Source organism: Natronorubrum texcoconense (assembly GCF_900100335.1).
Taxonomy (GTDB): Archaea; Halobacteriota; Halobacteria; order Halobacteriales; family Natrialbaceae; genus Natronorubrum; species Natronorubrum texcoconense.
Genome location: NZ_FNFE01000004.1, coordinates 433,538 through 450,542, shown reverse-complemented (window position 1 = coordinate 450,542; position 17,005 = coordinate 433,538). Strand labels below are relative to the sequence as shown.

The 17,005-nt window shown below is 63.7% G+C and carries 12 protein-coding genes, 1 tRNA gene and 1 rRNA gene; 8 read left to right on the top strand and 6 right to left on the bottom strand.

The features are described from left to right. From BLT08_RS14960 to BLT08_RS14945, 4 genes are all read right to left on the bottom strand, one after another. Positions 1–138, bottom strand: a 16S ribosomal RNA gene (locus BLT08_RS14960); the annotation flags it as partial. A 554-nt stretch (positions 139–692) separates the two neighbouring features. Then, positions 693–2,039 carry a ribonuclease J gene (locus BLT08_RS14955; protein WP_090309133.1) on the bottom strand — a complete coding sequence of 449 codons (1,347 nt, stop codon included), beginning with the start codon at positions 2,037–2,039 and terminating at the stop codon, positions 693–695. A gap of 786 nt (positions 2,040–2,825) precedes the next feature. Further along, positions 2,826–2,899: transfer RNA gene (locus BLT08_RS14950), tRNA-Ile, on the bottom strand. 67 nt (positions 2,900–2,966) lie between these two features. Next, positions 2,967–3,578 carry an FxsA family protein gene (locus tag BLT08_RS14945; RefSeq protein ID WP_090309130.1) on the bottom strand — a complete coding sequence of 204 codons (612 nt, stop codon included), beginning with the start codon at positions 3,576–3,578 and terminating at the stop codon, positions 2,967–2,969. Positions 3,579–3,736: 158 nt separating this feature from the next. On the opposite strand from BLT08_RS14945, the gene BLT08_RS14940 reads away from it, so the two are divergent. The 4 genes from BLT08_RS14940 to BLT08_RS14925 all read left to right on the top strand — a co-directional run bounded on the left by BLT08_RS14940 (position 3,737) and on the right by BLT08_RS14925 (position 10,449). Then, entirely contained in the window at positions 3,737–5,386 is a 1,650-nt protein-coding gene (locus BLT08_RS14940; protein ID WP_090309209.1) for a DUF255 domain-containing protein, read from the top strand. 86 nt (positions 5,387–5,472) lie between these two features. Further along, positions 5,473–6,276 carry a TrmB family transcriptional regulator gene (locus tag BLT08_RS14935; RefSeq protein WP_090309203.1) on the top strand — a complete coding sequence of 268 codons (804 nt, stop codon included), beginning with the start codon at positions 5,473–5,475 and terminating at the stop codon, positions 6,274–6,276. Between the two features lie 69 nt (positions 6,277–6,345). Continuing rightward, positions 6,346–7,158, top strand: a complete 813-nt coding sequence (locus BLT08_RS14930; RefSeq protein WP_090309127.1) for a PGF-CTERM sorting domain-containing protein — start codon at positions 6,346–6,348, stop codon at positions 7,156–7,158. Between the two features lie 207 nt (positions 7,159–7,365). Continuing rightward, positions 7,366–10,449 carry a beta propeller repeat protein gene (locus BLT08_RS14925; RefSeq protein ID WP_175529330.1) on the top strand — a complete coding sequence of 1,028 codons (3,084 nt, stop codon included), beginning with the start codon at positions 7,366–7,368 and terminating at the stop codon, positions 10,447–10,449. Between the two features lie 18 nt (positions 10,450–10,467). On the opposite strand, the gene mptA is transcribed toward BLT08_RS14925, so the two are convergent. After that, positions 10,468–11,406: a GTP cyclohydrolase MptA gene (gene mptA / locus BLT08_RS14920; RefSeq protein ID WP_090309116.1), complete on the bottom strand. Its 939-nt coding sequence runs from the start codon at positions 11,404–11,406 to the stop codon at positions 10,468–10,470. Positions 11,407–12,042: 636 nt separating this feature from the next. Here mptA and BLT08_RS14915 point away from each other — a divergent pair. From BLT08_RS14915 to BLT08_RS14905, 3 genes are all read left to right on the top strand, one after another. Then, positions 12,043–12,714, top strand: coding sequence for a hypothetical protein (locus BLT08_RS14915; protein WP_090309111.1), 672 nt, complete (start codon positions 12,043–12,045; stop codon positions 12,712–12,714). A gap of 163 nt (positions 12,715–12,877) precedes the next feature. Further along, the gene (locus BLT08_RS14910) at positions 12,878–13,807 is read left to right on the top strand and encodes a nucleotidyltransferase domain-containing protein (protein ID WP_090309108.1); all 930 of its coding nucleotides are present in this window, start codon (positions 12,878–12,880) and stop codon (positions 13,805–13,807) included. A 450-nt stretch (positions 13,808–14,257) separates the two neighbouring features. Next, positions 14,258–15,031, top strand: coding sequence for a DNA-directed RNA polymerase subunit epsilon (locus tag BLT08_RS14905; protein ID WP_090309104.1), 774 nt, complete (start codon positions 14,258–14,260; stop codon positions 15,029–15,031). A gap of 38 nt (positions 15,032–15,069) precedes the next feature. On the opposite strand, the gene BLT08_RS14900 is transcribed toward BLT08_RS14905, so the two are convergent. Then, positions 15,070–16,134 carry a pyridoxal-phosphate-dependent aminotransferase family protein gene (locus tag BLT08_RS14900; protein ID WP_090309101.1) on the bottom strand — a complete coding sequence of 355 codons (1,065 nt, stop codon included), beginning with the start codon at positions 16,132–16,134 and terminating at the stop codon, positions 15,070–15,072. A gap of 125 nt (positions 16,135–16,259) precedes the next feature. Here BLT08_RS14900 and BLT08_RS14895 point away from each other — a divergent pair, with 125 nt between their 5' ends. Beyond that, complete coding sequence (locus BLT08_RS14895) at positions 16,260–16,880, top strand: DsbA family oxidoreductase (protein WP_090309097.1); 621 nt, start codon at positions 16,260–16,262, stop codon at positions 16,878–16,880. The last annotated feature ends 125 nt before the right edge of the window (positions 16,881–17,005 follow it).

The following is a 17,005-nucleotide window of genomic DNA, read 5'->3' as shown; positions in this document are numbered from 1 at the left end:
GTTTCCCGAGGTTGTTCTGATCCATAGGGTAGTTTGGCCACGTGTTACTGAGCTATCTGCTACGAGTCTAAACTCGTACAACTAGCATGGCTAAATCGGACTCCAATAGCAATGACCTCCGGCAGGATCAACCGGAATGCTATATACTCCCGACCCAATGGTCGGGAGGGTTCATTTGGCGGTGAATGTAAATTCTTGTACACACTCACACATAAATGGGTCCACGTTCGATGACCTCAGACCGACGACCGGTCGAGCGTCACCGAACTACCAAGGCTAACATCAGATCCCTTCTGTACGGCGGACCGCAGGGGAAGGATCCTCATTTCCTTCGGATTAAATTGTAATCGCCGACCACTACTTAAGGCCTGCGAATCGAAGCTTCAGAGGGAGGGAGTCTCACACACCCAGTAGTGTAGTTTTCGGACGTCTATTCGATCAGTCAATAAGTACAAAAATGCGAGGTTCTAACGGATACTTCGGCTACTACCGTCGTTGAATCGGCTCGGCGGTGTATTGACGACAGTTACACCGGGAGAAAATCGGCTACCAGGACGGTCGCTATAGTCGCTCAGCTGTGGCTCACTGGAAGCGAGTCCACAAAAAACAGTTTTATTTGAGTCCTGTTTCGGGGGAATTAGATCGAGTCGGAGTACGCCTGCTCGGACGCGACGATCCAGCCCCAAGACAAGTTACACGAGCTGGATGATGTTTCCGTTCGTAGTGACGTGAATATCTCGTCCGAGCGTGTATCCCTGATTAGAGGCGAGATCGACGTATCCCGACAACCCCTTCAGATTCTGGTGAGCCGGGATGATGTGCTGTGGCTGGAGTGCGTCGAGCATCTCGTAGTGGCCCTCCTGACAGAGGTGACCGGAGACGTGGATGTCGGAGTAGACGCGTGCACCCTGCATGCCGAGCAGCTTCTCGGACTGGTACCGTTGCCCCTCGTTCGTTGGCTCGGGGATCACACGTGCCGAGAAGATCACCTTGTCTCCATCGTCGAGCTGGTACGGTGTTTCCCCGCGAGCCATTCGCGTGAGCAGTGCCCGCGGCTCACCCTGGTGACCCGTCACGACCGGCAGGAAGTTCTCCTTGCCGTCGTTCATGATCCGCTCTAACGTCTGATCGATGGATCGACGGTAGCCGATCATATCCACGTCGGACGGGAAATCGACACCCATCCGTTTCGCGGTCCCCGAGTACTTCTCCATCGAGCGGCCGAGCAGAATCGGCTCGCGGCCGATATCTCGAGCGAACTCGATGAGCGATTTGACGCGGGCGATGTGGCTCGCGAACGTCGTGGCGACGATCCCGCCGTCGTAGTCCTCCATGCTGTAGAGGGTGTCACGGAGGTGCTCGCGTGCGACGTTCTCGCTCGGGGTTCGGCCCTTTTTGTTCGCGTTGGTACAATCCTCGATGTAACAGAGGACGCCGTCGCCCTCGCGACCGATCTCACGGAACCGGTCCATATCGATCGGATCGCCGATGACGGGCGTGTGGTCCATCCGCTTGTCCAGTCCGTAGACGACTGCGCCCTCCGGCGTGTGGAGTACGGGATTGATCGCCTGGATGATCGAGTGGGTGACGTTGACGAACTCGAGTTCGACCTGTCCGCTGTCGCCGATCGACATCGTCTCGCCGGCCTCCATCCGGATGATCTCGTTGTCGAAGCCGAACTTCTGCTCGTCGTCGACTTCCTCTTCGACCAGTTCGCAGGTGAACGGCGTCGCGACGACGGGTGCGTCGTACCGGTGGCCGAGCTTGCTGATCGCGCCGATGTGGTCCAAGTGACCGTGGGTCGGAACGATCGCTTTCACGTCGCCCTCGAGGTCGCTCATCACCCGATCGTCGGGGATTGCGCCCATGTCGATCAGATCGAGGCTGTGCATCCCCTCTGTCTGGATGTTGTCGTGAATCAGGACCTTCGACAGGTTCAGCCCCATGTCGAAGATCACGATATCGTCGCCCGCGCGGACCGCAGTCATCTGTCGCCCGACTTCTTCGTAGCCGCCTATCGTTGCGATTTCAATGTCCATTAGTAGACCCGATCATAGCAGTCCTGTGAGACAGTCTTGCAGCCAACGTGGCTGGGTTGTGGGATTCTGAACGGTCGGCGACGTGAGCAAATCCGTCGGTCACGTCCTCGGCAATATCGACCGTTCGGTCCCGACTGTGCGCCAAGGACAGCGCTTCTTTCGGTTAGTTATCTAATGAAACTCCAGACGTAAGTACTCCATGTCTCGGCTCGGTTGAGCGGATCACTCCGACGCGAGCAGTGCCTCGACGTCGGGAATAGCACGTTGGTTCCCTTGTGGATGTGTGCGTGCATATCCTCCTCGAGCGATCTTCGCCGCTCTTTCGCGAAGGTTGTCGTCCTCGCCAACGTGTTGTGGCAAAATCGAGAGGAAAACCCATCTCCACAAACGCCACGAACGGAACTTTCGGGCGCTAAATCCGTCGTTACCGGATATCTAAGAGAGGGTCAGAACGAGTGTGCCAGTTCGATCCAATTCTTGCCGCTCGCGAGTTTGCTCGCGGCGAGAATATGGGCCAACTCGGATTTGAACCACCTGAAGACGGTCTCACTCGCTGCGCTCGTGAGCATGCGTCTTCCGTAATTCAAATCCTCGCGGCAGCACGCACTCGCGGCTCACGAATTTGTTCGCCGCGAGAAGTGGGCCAACTCGGATTTGAACCGGAGGGAGACATTCCGGGTCGCTCACTTCGTTCACTCCCGGGCTGTGACTTCCAGAGCTCAAATCCGAGTAGGATGTATTTCTACTGCTCACGGCTCACGACGTTCGCATTGTTCGCAGCAGAAATGGGCCAACTCGGATTTGAACCGAGAGCCTCCACCTTATCAGAGTGGCGCTCAACCTGATTGAGCTATTGGCCCGCGTCGCAATCAGTAGTTGCCGGGTGGGATGTTTAAGCGTTTCTTTCTTGGTGGCCCGTGCGAACCGCTACCGCGTGGGGTGGTCCCCGGCGTCGTCGTCCGATTCGTCCGACAGATCCGAGGTCCGCTCGTCGCCGAAATCGATCGTGTACGACTCGCCATCGGTCCCGTCGTCGACGGAGTAGTCGTCGGCACCGAGATCGTACGTTCCGTTCTCGCTCGAGCCGCCTTGCCCCTCTCGAGCCATCCCGTCGTCCGGAAAGCCGATCGTCCAGACCTGTCCGCTGGCGAAGCCGCCGGTCTTCTTGTCCGCGTAGGGGACGATCACGAAGCGTTTGAGCCCGGCGCGGATCGGGATCCGCGTCAGCGGAATCACGAGCAGGAAGCCGATGAGGTCCGTGACCAGCCCGGGCGTGAGCAGGAACGCGCCGGCGGCGATCAGCAGGCCGCCGTCGAGCAGTTCGTTGGTCGGCGGCTTCCCCTCCATCAGCGACCGCTGCATCTTCCGGATGGTTCGGCGACCCTCGGCGCGGACGAGCAACATGCCGACGAGTCCGGTCAGGACGACGAGCAACACCATCCCGACCCAGCCGATGTACGTCGTCTGGCTGACGACGACGGCGAGAATCACCGCGTCGAGAAAGGGGATGAGCAACAGCGCGAAGATCCACCGGAGCATGCCACGATATAGCCGGGGGAGGGTGAAAACGCTTTACTCTCGTTTCGCGTTCGGTGATTTCGAGCGGTCGAGCGACAGACGAGTCTCGAGCGCTGACGCTGCGAATTCGAGCCACGATCGAACGAAGGGCTTACGCCGGCGACAGCCGAGGTGTCGGTATGGACGATCCGACACGTGTCGAGTGGCGCGAGTGGGGACCGGACGCCTTCGACGAAGCGGCGGAGACGGACGTTCCCGTGTTGCTCTCGCTCACCGCGACGTGGTGTGACCACTGCCACGAGATGGACCGAGAGACCTACGCGGAGCCCCGAATCGCGGCGAACGTCAACGATAGCTTCGTGCCGGTACGGGTCGACGTGGATCGCTACCCGCGCGTGCGTGATCGGTACAACATGGGCGGCTTTCCCTCGACGGTTTTTCTCGCCCCCGACGGGACCGTGTTGACCGGCGCGGGCTACCTCGGCAACGACGGAATGCGACAGGTACTGGACAGCGTTCGGACCATGTGGGACACGAAGGGCAGCGGCGCCGGACGGGTTCCGCGACCGCTTCGGGAGGACAGCCCGCCCGCGGGTACACTCACTAGCGACGTCGAGTCCGCGATGCTCGGCCAGCTGACCGAAACCTACGACGAGGTCGCCGGCGGCTGGGGCCAGAGCCCGAAGTTTCCGCTCCCCGACGCCCTCGAGTTCGCGCTCAAGCGCGACCGGGAGATGGCGCTGCGCTCGTTCGACGCCGTCGGCGCGAACCTGTTGGACGAGTACGACGGCGGTTTCTACCGATTCGCGACCGACCGCGACTGGTCCGGGCTTCAGTACGAGAAGTTACTGGACTCCAACGGCGCGCTCGTGCGCGCGTTCGCGAACGCCTACCTGCACACGGGTAAAGACGAGTACCGAGAGCCCGCCGAGCGAACCATCGAGTACCTTACGACGACGCTGTGGAACGACGACGCCGACGCGTTCGCGAACAGTCAGGCGCCCGGCGACGACGCCGCACACAGCCTCGACGCGACCGACCGCGCCGCAGCCGACGAGCCGCCGGTCGACGACGGCGTCTTCGCCGGGCCGAACGCGCTGGCGATCGAGGGGCTCCTGACCTACTACGCCTACACCGACGACGAACGCGCTCGGCGGTACGCCGAGCGTGCACTCGGGACGCTGCGAGACGACCTGCTCACGGATGGCGTCGCCGCTCACGCCCTCGAGGGCGGGATAGAATCCGACGAGAGCGGCGAGCCGACCCCGCTGCTCACCACGCAGGCGCGCACGTTGGCAGCACTGACGACCGCCGCGAGCACCCTCGATACGGCCGTCCTCGAGGATGCCACCGGAGTCGCGGACGCGACGATCGATCGGCTTCACGACGAGGCGTCGTTCCTCGACGGGCCGGCAACGGGCGTCGGTCTGGTCGACCGCCCGCTCCGGCCGCTCGACGCGAACGTCGCGTTCGCGGACGCGCTACTGGAGCTATCGGTCCTAACCGACGAGGAGCGATACCGCGACGTCGCACGAGAAACGCTCGAGGCGTTTGCCGGCGCGAGCGACCGGTTTGGAGTCCAGATCGCCCGCTATGCGACCGCTACCGCACGATTACTCGAGGGACCGCTGGTGATCCGCGTCGCGACCGGCCCCGGAACGGACCTCCATCGAGCCGCCCTCCGACTGGCTGATCACGAGAAGATCGTCGTTCCCGGCGCCGACGGTCTCGAGTCGAAAACGGCTCGGGTCGAACGCGGGGAGATCGTTTCGGAATCCGCCAAAACCCCGGACGAGTTGAGCGAACGCGTGCAGACGATCCTCGAGTAACGCCCGACTGCACGTCCGTACCGGGTGAATCACTCGACTGTCAAACCACCACAGCGTTTATGTTTCTTCGGTTGGTCTGTGAGCACATGGCCAGTCTCAGGGACCTCGGGCTCTCGGAATACGAGGCTCGAGCGTATCGAGCGCTCTTAAACACGGGCCCCACAACGGCAAAGGAGTTGTCGCGGGCGAGCGACGTGCCGATGGGGCGGATCTACGACGTGTTGAACAGCATCGAACAGTACAACCTCGTCCGGAGTCAGACCGCGAGCCGACCGAAGAAGTACGTCGCCGTCGAGCCGTCGACGGCCCTCGACCGGCTGCTCGACGACAAGAAGCGCGAACTCGAGGAGAAGGCCGACCAGTACGAGTCGATCGTCGACGATCTGGCGGACGAACTCGACGCAGCGGAGCCGGTCGAAGACCAGTTCTGGACGGCCGCCGTCGGTCCCGACGAGACGATCGATCTCCTCCTCGAGCGACTCGCGGCCGCCGACGACCACATCGTGATGGTCTCCGCGGATCCGGCCCCGCAGTGGGATCTCCAGGCCGTCAGTGAGGAGGTTAACGCGGAGGTCGAAGACGCCCTCGATCGGGGTGTCACGGTCGATCTCTTGATGACCCGCGAGATGGTCTCGTCGCTCTCCGAGGAGGTGGGGAGACGCTATCGGGAGACCCTCCAGCAGCGCGACGATTTCGACGTGCGGACGAACGACGACGTCTCGGGCTCGTTCAACATCATCGACGGCGTCGAAGTCTGTATTCAGGTACCGAATCCCCTCTCCTCGGGCGACGCGTTCGGGATGATCGACCTCAAGGATCCCGAGTTCGCCGCGAACGTCCACGAGGAGTTCGTCCCGCGGTGGGACGTGGCCGACCCGCTCGAGTTCTGAGGCTGACACAACCAGAACCACGACTCGTCGAGTGAGCACATTTATGATAGAGAGGAAGAAATTCCGCGTATGCGTTCAGTTACTGACGGGTCGACCGTACCGATCGGGATAGCGACGGTCGTTCTGCTGGCCATGACGTTCGGCGGTGTAGCGGCGCCCGTTGCGGCACAGGAGGACGTCGATTCGGGAAGTATGGAGGTGACCGTCTCGGAGGACGGCTCGCTCGAGCGGATGGAGCTGTCGATGGGGATGACCGACGAAACGTACGATGAGTACGCGACGTGGGCCGAGATGGATAGCTACGAAACGGTCGAAGCGTGGTACGAATCGATGTTCGAAGCGGACGAGTCGATCGGCGACGCATCGGTAACGATGACGGAGCTCGACGGCGGGTACGAGTTATCGATAACGCTCGACGACGTCGATACGAGCGAAGAACCGTTCATTGATATCGAAGCGGACGACGGAACGGTCGTTTACGAGGAGTTCGACGTTCAGGATCCCGCCGACGATCCCGAACTCTCCGAGATTACGTATCAGGTCAATATGCCCGGAGAGATTACCGATTCGAACGCCCACGAGATCGACGGTAACGTGGCGGTGTGGGACCTCCACGACGAACACACCGACGAACTATTCGTCGAGGCAGCCCTCGAGGGCGGAATCGAACTCGACGTCGAGGAGAATACCGATGCGGACGAGGAGAGTGCCGACGACGAGTCCGAGAGCGACGACGGCACCGGCACCGACGACGCCGAGCGGTCCGCTGTGGACGACGATGACGGCGACGATAGCATGCCAGGCTTCGGGAGTACCATCGCGCTCGCCGCCCTCTGTCTCGCTGCACTGCTGGCGGTACGTCACCGAACGGACGCCCGGTAACAGACGGAGAGCCCCCGCGACGGCTTGTGGAGTCCGTCGTACCTTGTATCGACTCGAATCCGACAGCGACCCGAATCGATACGGAGAGGCCCTACAAGCGGCGCTCGAGCGAAAGAGGTGTTTTTACTTCTATACGTTAATTTCATCTTTTGAATACAGTGTGGTTTCTTTTCACCGGGACAGTGGTACGCGGTGGCAGTACGATCAATGACCGATCGATCCCATTCACGACGCTGGTTCATGCGGACGAGCAGCGCGAGCGTCGCCGGACTCGCACTCGCCGCCGGGGCGGGAACCGCGCTCGCTCAGACCGAGTGGACGGCCGCCGACGCACCGACAGAAGAGACGCTATTCGACGTCACACGGACAAGTCAGGGACCGTTCGCCGTCGGCGCGGGCGGCGTCGCGACGCTCCGACGGAGCGACGGCTGGAACGTCGTCCTCGAGCGCGGCCCGACCGTCGAGTCGAACCCGCTGAACGCAGTCGACGCCACCGACGACGGCGAACACGCCTGGTTCGCCGGCGGCAGCGGTGTTGTCGGTCAGTACGACGTCGAGGACGCACAGTTGACCGACTACTCCGCGCCGATGGAGATGACCAGCAGCTGGGAGGGAATCGCCGTCACGGGCGAAGCGGGCGAAGAGACCGTCCACCTCGTCAACGGCTCCGGCGAGTACCTCTCCGGAACGAAAACCGACGACGGTGGGATGGATTGGGGTGAGGTGGTCGAGCCCGGCGGCGGCTCGAGCGCCTTCGGGATCGATTTCCTCGACAGCGAGACCGGATACGTCGCCGATACCGCCGGCCAGGTGTACGAGACGACCGACGACGGCGACTCCTGGGAGACCATCGGCATCGACACTGCGGACGAGGGGCTCCTCGACGTGGTGGCCGTCGCGACGGACGACCTCACCGTCGCGGCCGAGGGCGGCGTGATCTACCAGTACGACGGCGAGGAGTGGACCGAGAACGATGTCGGCGAGGAACCCGTCCAGTCCGTCGACCGCGACGGCGAGACGGGCCTCGCTGCGGGCGGGGAGGGATTCGTCTACGACTACGACGGCGAGGAGTGGGAGCAACTCGAGTCCCCCACCGAAAACACCCTCTACGGCGTCGCGCTCGACGCGACCGGCGACTACCCGGACGCAGCGGTGGGCGAGGGTGGCACCGTTATCGAGCGTGGCGAGTATACCGCCGACGACGACGCCGAAGCCATCGAGACGGGCGAGTGGACCTCGATCGAGTCGCCAGTCGAGGAAACCCTCGCCGGCGTCGTCCACTCGAGTCGCGGCCCCTACGCCGTCGGCGCGGGCGGCGTGGTTCTCACCCGCCGGGCCGACGGCTGGGAGACCGTTCTCGAGCGCGGGCCCACTGTCGAGTCCAACCCCTTGAACGACGCGGCGGTCACCGACGACGGCGAGCACGTCTGGTTCGCCGGCGGCAGCGGCGTCGTCGGCCGGTACGACGTGGAGGAGTACGTCCTGACGGATTTCTCCGCGCCGATGGAGATGACCAGCACCTGGGAGGGGATCGCCGTCACCGGCGAGGCGGGCGAAGAGACCGTCCACCTCGTCAACGGCTCCGGCGAGTACCTCTCCGGAACGGTCACCGACGACGGTGGGGTAGAATGGGGAGAGGTGGTCGAGCCCGGCGGCGGCTCGAGCGCCTTCGGGATCGACTTCCTCGATAGCGAGACGGGCTACATCGCGGACACGAACAGCCAGGTCTACGAGACGACCGACGGGGGCGAAAGCTGGGAGACCATCGGCGTCGACGGCGGTAGCGTCGCGCTCTACGACGTAATCGCCCGCGCTCGAGACGAGATCTACGCCGGCGGCGGCGACGGGACGGTCTTCCGGTACAACGGCGCGGTCTGGACGAAGCTGTGGGCCGGCAGCAACGAACTGCTCGGCATCGACGCGACCGAAGACGAGGCGGCCGCGTCGGGCGCCGAAGGAACGATCTACGAGCGCACCGCTCGAGGCTGGCAGCCGGCCGAAACCGACGTCGAGGAGACGCTCGAGGACCTCTCGCTCGACGACTCCGACGAGTACCCACACGTCGCCGTCGGCGCGGACGGCACCGTCGTCGAACGGGGCGAGTACGAGGCCGATTCCGTCGAGGACGACGAGGAGCCCGCGCCGTGGGCCGAAGTCGACTCGCCGATCCCGGAGACGCTCCACGACGCGACCCACGCAGAGGACGGCTACGCGGTCGGGAACGAGGGCTACGTTCTCGAGCGCGACGCCGGCGAGTGGACCGTCGCGGTCGACGACGGACCCACGGGTGAGGGCAACGTGCTCAACGGGGTCGCCGCGACCGACGACGGCGGGACGGTCTGGGTCGCCGGCGGCAGCGGCGCGATCGGCGAGTACGACGTCGAATCGGACGAACTGACGGACCGCTCCGCACCCGACGGTCGAACAAGCACCTGGGAGGCCATCGACGTCACCGGCGAGGCCGGCGACGAAACCATCCACCTGATCAATGGCTCCGGCGAATACCTCTCCGGAACGAAAACCGGCGACGGCGAGGTGGACTGGGACGACGTCGTCGAACCCGGCGGCGGCTCGAGCGCCCTCGGAATCGACTTCCTCGACAGCGAAACCGGCTACGTCTGCGATACGACGAGCCAGGTGTACGAGACGACCGACGGCGGGGACTCCTGGGAAACTATCGGCATCGACAACGCGAGCGCCGGACTGACCGACGTCGTCGCCGAGGAGACGGACGCCATCCTCGTCTCGGCCGACGACGGGACGGTGTTCCAGTACGACGGCGCGGTCTGGACGAAGCGGTGGGCGGGCGGCACCGAACTGCTCGCCGCCGACGCCGTCGAAGACGCCGCCGCGACGGCCGGCTCCGAGGGGACGATCTACGAGCGAACGCCGCGCGACTGGCAGCAGGCCGAGACCGACGTCGAGACCGACCTTCGAGGCGTCTCCCTCGCCGAGGGCGACGAGGACGAACTCGCACGCGGTATCGCGGTCGGGACCGACGGCATCATCCTCGAGCGCGGCGACCCCGACGAGGACGAGGAAGACGAAACGGACGAAGACGAGACCGATGACGGCGCGGACGACGGAACCCCCGGCTTCGGACCGATCGCCGCGATCACGGGCGGCGGCGCCGGCGCGTACCTCTACGCGCGCAGCAAGCTCGGCGGCGGGTCGTCCGAAAGCACTGAGACCGAGTTATCGAGCGTTTCGAGCGAGTCGGCGGACGAAGCCCACGCTGGCGACGACGGGACTGCGAGCGAACGATCTGTGGACGAACGGAACGAGAAGTAACGACTAGCGATCGGCGGCTTAGCGCTCGAGGTCGCCGTTGACCTCCTCGCGCAGCGTCCCCATCTCGACGATGCGGTCGGCGTGGGCGTTGTGCTGGTGGATCGATTCGTCGTTGGACTGTTTCATCGTGATCACGGCGTCGTCCGCGAGGTGGTCGAACTCGTCGACGACCCCTTCGGCCAGCGCTCGCACGCAGTCCTCGACGAACTTCGCGTCCGAGTGCGCGTCGAAGGTCATGTGGTCCTCGTCGGGTCGCTTCGCGAGGTTGTAGATCCGGGCGCTCATCGCGTCGCGCGCGATGTCGATGACGTCGTTCAGATCGACCTCGGGGTCGCCGCTCGCTTCGACGGTCAGGGTCGCGTGCCCGCGCTGGGAGTGACCCGGCTGTGGGACTTCCTCCAAGAAGTCGGTGATCGTCTCCTGCTCGACGCCCAGATCCTCGAGCGTCTGTTTTGCGCGCGCAGCGGACATCCCCTGCGAGCACGGACAGACGGTCATCCCGGTTACTTCCGCGCCGATCTCCTCGCGGGTTCCCTCGTCCGTCGCCGTCGCGGAGGCGATGATATCGACCGTGTGCTGGGTCTCGCGGTCGCTCGCGGGCGTCTGCTCGCGGCGCATGAACTCCGCTTCCATCGAGACCTTCGCGGTGGAGGTGTAGTCGTGTTTCTCGAGCAGCCGTTCGGCGGCGTCGCCGCAGACGTCCTCGACGCGGTAGGCTTCCTCGCGGGTGGCCTCCTCTAAAATCTCGTCGATGACCTCCATGTTGCGGCTCATGTCCGCGCCCTTGCGCCAGGCGGGAAGATCGACGAAGACCTCGAACTCGGCGGTGAGGACGATCGGGCGTTTGCCCTCGCGGGCGATCTTGACGAGTTTGTCGACGCCGGTGACGCCGACCTGACTCAGACCGACGGTGACGTCGGGCGACGTTGCCTGCACGTCCGGGAGCTGGTGACTCATTGTCCGCATTCAGGGAAGGGGCCGATTCAACCTTTCGAAAGCTGCAGTCCTCGGTGGACGGGTGGCCAGTATTGCCAGCCACAGCGCGTGTCGTCGGCGCTCGACTCGAGCCTCGCGCTCGACCGTTCTTTAAGCGCTTCTGGTCACAAGGTGAAGATACGACGGAAGGACGTGGGGTTCTACGGACTCACCGATTCGCCACCGACGGGTATCCGCGGCTCACAGTCGTAGCCGTGACTCCCGAGTACTGGGTACGGTGTCGACCGCTGTTCAACTGCCACCGGTCACAGAATAGTGCTACGACGAGGGAACGGTCGCTTCTCAATGATTCACCCCGGGCAGCGGCAGGTGTAAGACCAACGTATCGGTGAACGGACTCGCCATAGTTTGGTGTCTCGAACTCGCGTTTCGGCGATACGTACGAGATAGGTAGGGACTATCCAGATAGCCGGAGTCTCCGTCTCCATTTCAAAAAAGACCCATAATAGGCGGGGCTGAAGCATACGATAGATTCCTGTGAGTCAAACACATGCGCGCCTAATTCACCAGTATGATGCACCGTCGTGGGTCGTCACTGTCGTCGGAGCGCTGTTCGGGATTGTCGGCGTCGCGTACGTGTACACACACCCCGTACCGATGAGCCTCTGGGCCATCGAATTCGCACTCGTCAGTGCCCCGGCCGCCCTCATCGTATACGGTGGCTATTGGGTGGCAACACGACCACTGAGTCGTTCTGATCGCTGGAGTGTCGCCGTCTGGGGACTCGTCGGCGGGAGTGTCGTCGGCGCGGTCATTGCCGGGTACATCGTCGTCGAGCGGCTCGTCGGCGGAACCGTCGTCGAGCCGGGGGAGTTGCTACTTCTCGGTGTCTCGAGCGGGATGGTCGTGTCACTGTACGCATCGATTGTAACGGAGCGACAGCACCTCGCTACCGAGCTCGGGACGGTCGAGTCGGAGCGACTAGCGAACGTACCGAGCGAGCCCCTCTCGGAAGACGCACTGGAGTTAGCCGAACTCGCACTGGACACCCGGTCGTGGAATCTCCTGTACGTACTCTCGCTGGCCGAGAAGCCACTCGCTGTCGAGACGCTCGTCGACCGAGTCGCGATAGTAGAACGCACGGACGGAACTGACGTGTACATCGATGCGATTCACGTACGAATCCCGAAACTGGAAGAAAAAGGACTCGTTCACTACGAGTCCGACACCGAGGTCGTACGCCCTGCGGATCGACTCGAACGGATCGTGAACGCAGGTGACGAACTCTCCCTGGTCGGTCGGCCGCTCGCTTCGGCACTGGATGCGTAACTAACCGTGTACGCACAGGATCGCTCCGAACGTGGCTCCCGGCCGGCGACGATAGCCGGCGTTCTTTAAGTGCTTCTGGTCACAAGGTGAAGCTACGAAGGGCATTTCGGCGCGGTCACACCGCGTTTTCGGTTCTCCGTTTCCCAGTACTCGAGCGACAGCTATGGCCACCGTTCCGGACCACGTCTTAGAGAGCGTCGACGAGTTGCTGACGACGATCGAACGCGAGCACAGCGTTTCCGTCGCGCTGGCGGTCGCCCGCGGCAGCCGTGCCTGGGGTGCGGCGAGTCCCGCGAGCGACTACGACGTCGGCTTCGTTTTCGTCTCCGAAGATCTGCGGCGGTACGCCCACCTCGAGACACCTCCGACGACGATCCACGAAGACGCCGAGAGCGACGGCATCGAACTGCAGGGCTGGGACGTCCGCACGTTCGCGCAACTGCTCGCGGACTCCAACGACGGCGCGATCTGCCTGCTTCGGAGCCCGATCCGCTATCGCACCGCGTACGACCCGACCGACCTCGCCGAATACATCGAGCGTACGTACAACCCGATGGATCTCTATCACGCGTGGCGCGGCATCGCGACCAGCAACTACCGCAAGTACATCTCGCACCATCTGGTGTCCACCGACGACGAACTGGTTCCGATCCTCGAGGTGCTCGAGGACGACGCGTACGTCGTCGAAACCGACGACGGAACGACCACGATCATGGCCAGCGACGAGCGATTCGCCGAGACGCAGACGAAACCCACCGTAAAACGGAACCTGACGATCTGTCGGGCGGCGATGTCGGCTCGATACCTGAAGGCGATCGGCGAGCGGGGCGAACACGACCTGCCGGCGCTCGAGTTCGAGACATTTCTGACCGAGCAAGCGCCAGCGGTCTTCGACGCGGAACGGATCGAGAGGGCTCGCGAGTTACTCGAGCGGAAGCGAGCGGGGGAAGGAACTGCAGAGATCGGAGACGCCGTCGGCCGCAAGTTCGCCCATCCCCCGCGGGAGATCGATCCCGAGATTCACGCACGAGAGGGGCCCGACACCGTACGGCTGGACGAGTTCGTCGACGAACTGATCGCAGCAATTCGGTGACGACGTCGATTCGGCCTTTACATACCTCTGGTTACAAGGTGAAGATACGACGGGAGAACGGTCGCTTCTCGATGAGTTGTCAACTGACCAGCCATCGGTTTCCACAGTCTGCGTTCACGCTCGGAACGTCGTGGCTTCGCAGTTCTTTAAGTACTTCTGGTCACAAGGTAAAGATACGACGGGAAGACGACCGTTCTACTGCACTCAAATTCACCAGCCGAGGGTATACTCGCTTCGAAAGCCGTGGCCGCGAAGACGTATCGCCCGGTGTCTCTTTAAGTGCTTCTGGTCACAAGGTGAAGCTACGAAGAGCTTTTCGCGAACCGCAGATCCTCGAGAGCCCCAGCGCCGTGTACGGCGCAGAGACCTATCCGTTACAGTGTCAGTCAGCCTGAGAGACCATCCGACTGGAGCGAGCCTTTTTCCGTCTGCCTGTCTGAGCGGGAGGTAATGAGAGACGACGGTGCTGAACCCGCAGGCGTCGACCACCCTTCCGCCGTCGGCGACGGCCAGCGACTCGAGTACGACGAGGACCGCCGCCTCGAGACGCGGCCGGGCTCCGGCTCGCTCTCCCGGGCGGACGTCCAACGCGACTCGACGGTCCGGCAGTGGGGCGTCGTCACGCCGAGTGCGACCGTCATCGGCCGCGCGGAGTCCCCCGACGCAGACCTCTCCGAAAGCATCCGGCGGCTCCACGACGAGCAACACGGTGCGACGCCGGGCTACAGCGAGCGCGCCCACCACCTCGATCGCCTCCGGACGACGCAGGCGCTGTGTAACGCCCTCGACGTGACGCCGTGGCAGCGGGACCTCGCGCTCGGCGTCATGGACGAGATCGACCTCACCGAGTTCGGCAGCCAGCGCGCCATCCCGAAGGTCGCCCTGGTCGTCATCCGCCACGTCGTCGACGTCGACCGCCAGCAGTACTTCGGTCTGGACGATATCGACACGCAGGCGCTGTCGCCCGACCGCATGGAGGAACTGTTCGGTCAGTACCGCGCCCACGACATCACCGACGAGGAGACGTTCAAACGCCTCGCCGCCGACTACGGACTGGACACGACGAGTCTGAACCGGCTTCGACGCGTGCTCAAAGAGCAACTCGAGGACGAGTTACCCGCCTACGGCCGAAACCCCTACCGAGACCCAAACCTGCCGGACGTGACGGGGACGACCGACGAAAGCGCGAGCGCGACTGCGGGAGGCGACGCGAACGGAAGCTAAGCCGTGCTACTGGTGCGCCGTCCCCCTCGAGGCGGGAACTACTCCAGTACGGCTTCGACGGCGTCCATCGCCCGATCGACTTTTTCGACTTCTGCGTTGTATCCCATGTGTCCGAATCGAAGGATGTCGTCCTTCAGATCGCCGAGTCCGGTCGCCAACACGATCCCCGCCTCGTCTGCAACCCGCTGTTGTACCTGCGTTGCTTCACCCGGGAGGTGAAACGCCGTCACGGTCGGAGAGGCGCGCTCGAGGTCGGGATACAGTTCGAGTCCGAGTTCGGCTCCCCGTTCTCGGCACCGTTCGGCGGCTGCCCCGTGGCGTTCGTAGACGGATTCGAGGCCCTCCTCGAGCAGCCGATCGAGGGCCGCGTCGAGCGCGGCGACGTTCGCGTCCAGGTGCGTGTAGGGGAAGCCGTCGGAGACGTCCCGCCACGGGAGGAAGTTCGTGTACAGCGAGGACGGATCGCGCTCCTCCATCGCCGCCCACGCGCGGTCGCTGATCGCGGCCGTCGTCAGCCCCGGCGGCGCGCTGAAACACTTCTGGGAGGCCCCCAGACAGACGTCGATCCGGTCGGTGGGAACCGGCGTCCCGCCGAGCGACGAGACGGCGTCCACGACGCTCAGGACGTCGTGCTCCTCGAGCAGGTCGAGGACGGGCCCCATCTCGTTGAGCGTCCCGGTGGGCGTCTCGCAGTGCACCAGCGTCACCACTCTGAACGGGTCGCCGGCGTCGGCGGCGTCCTCGAGCGCCGTCGCAACGGCTTCGAGATCGTATCCCTCGTCGTACGGTGCCGAGACGAGTTCCGCCTCGCCGTCGTACGAGTCGACGAAATCCGCGAAGCCGTCGCCGTAGAGTCCGTTCGAAACGCAGAGCACTCGGTCGCCGGGGGCGACCAGCGAGGCGATGGCCGCCTCGAGACCGAGAATTCCCTCCCCGCCGGGAACGACGATGTCGTGGGACGTGTCGTAGACCGCCGCGAGTTTCGTACAGACGTCGTCGTAGCGGTCGGCGAATTCGGGTTCGAGATCGGGGTTCGGTTGCTCCGCGGCCATCGCCTCCCTGACCGCCGGCGGGACCGTCGTCGGACCTGGCGTGAATCGCATACGATCCCGTGCGGGCCGCACCCATTAGCCGGTTACGGGACGTGCCCAAGTAGCGGGTTTGGGACGTCGCGTGCGGAGCGTGCCGGTTGCCGTCGCCTTTTCAGTCGTGCCTCCCTACTGGGCGTATGTCCAACGAAATTCAGCGGGTCGAACTCTACGCCGACTACGTCTGTCCGTTCTGCTATCTGGGGAAGAACTCCTTCGAGCAGTATCGCACACAGCACGAGGGGGTACTCGAGGTCGACTGGCGGCCGTTCGACCTCCGAAGCGGGAAGCGGAACCCGGACGGCTCGATCGATCACGATGTCGACGACGGCAAAGACGACCAGTACTTCGAGCAGGCGAGACAGAACGTTCGCCGTCTGCAAACGGAGTACGACGTCGAGATGGCCCAGGAGTTGGCGATCGAGGTCGACTCGCTGCCAGCCCAGCAGGCGTCGTGGTACGTCAAACAGGAGTACCCCGAGCAGTGGGCGGCCTTCGACGGGGCGATCTACGACGCGCTCTGGCAGGACGAGCGAGATATCGGCGACGAGGAGGTGCTGGCCGACGTCGCTGAGACGGTCGGGCTGCCGGCGGACGAGATTCGATCCGCGATCGACGACGACGGACTTCGAACCGAACTCGAGGACCGGTTCCTCGAGGCCCAGCGTCGCGGGATCACCGGCGTCCCGACGTTCATCGCCGGCGAACAGGTCGCCCGCGGTGCCGTTCCCCCGGCCCAACTCGAGCAGTTACTCGGCTGAGACGACGATCGTACAGAATCGCTCGCAGTGACGGCTTTCGAGGGGGTCGCGCCGTTCGACTGTCCGGACCCATTTTGCAACACAGGGAAACTCACTCGAGCGACCCGTTCACGCTGGCGGCAACG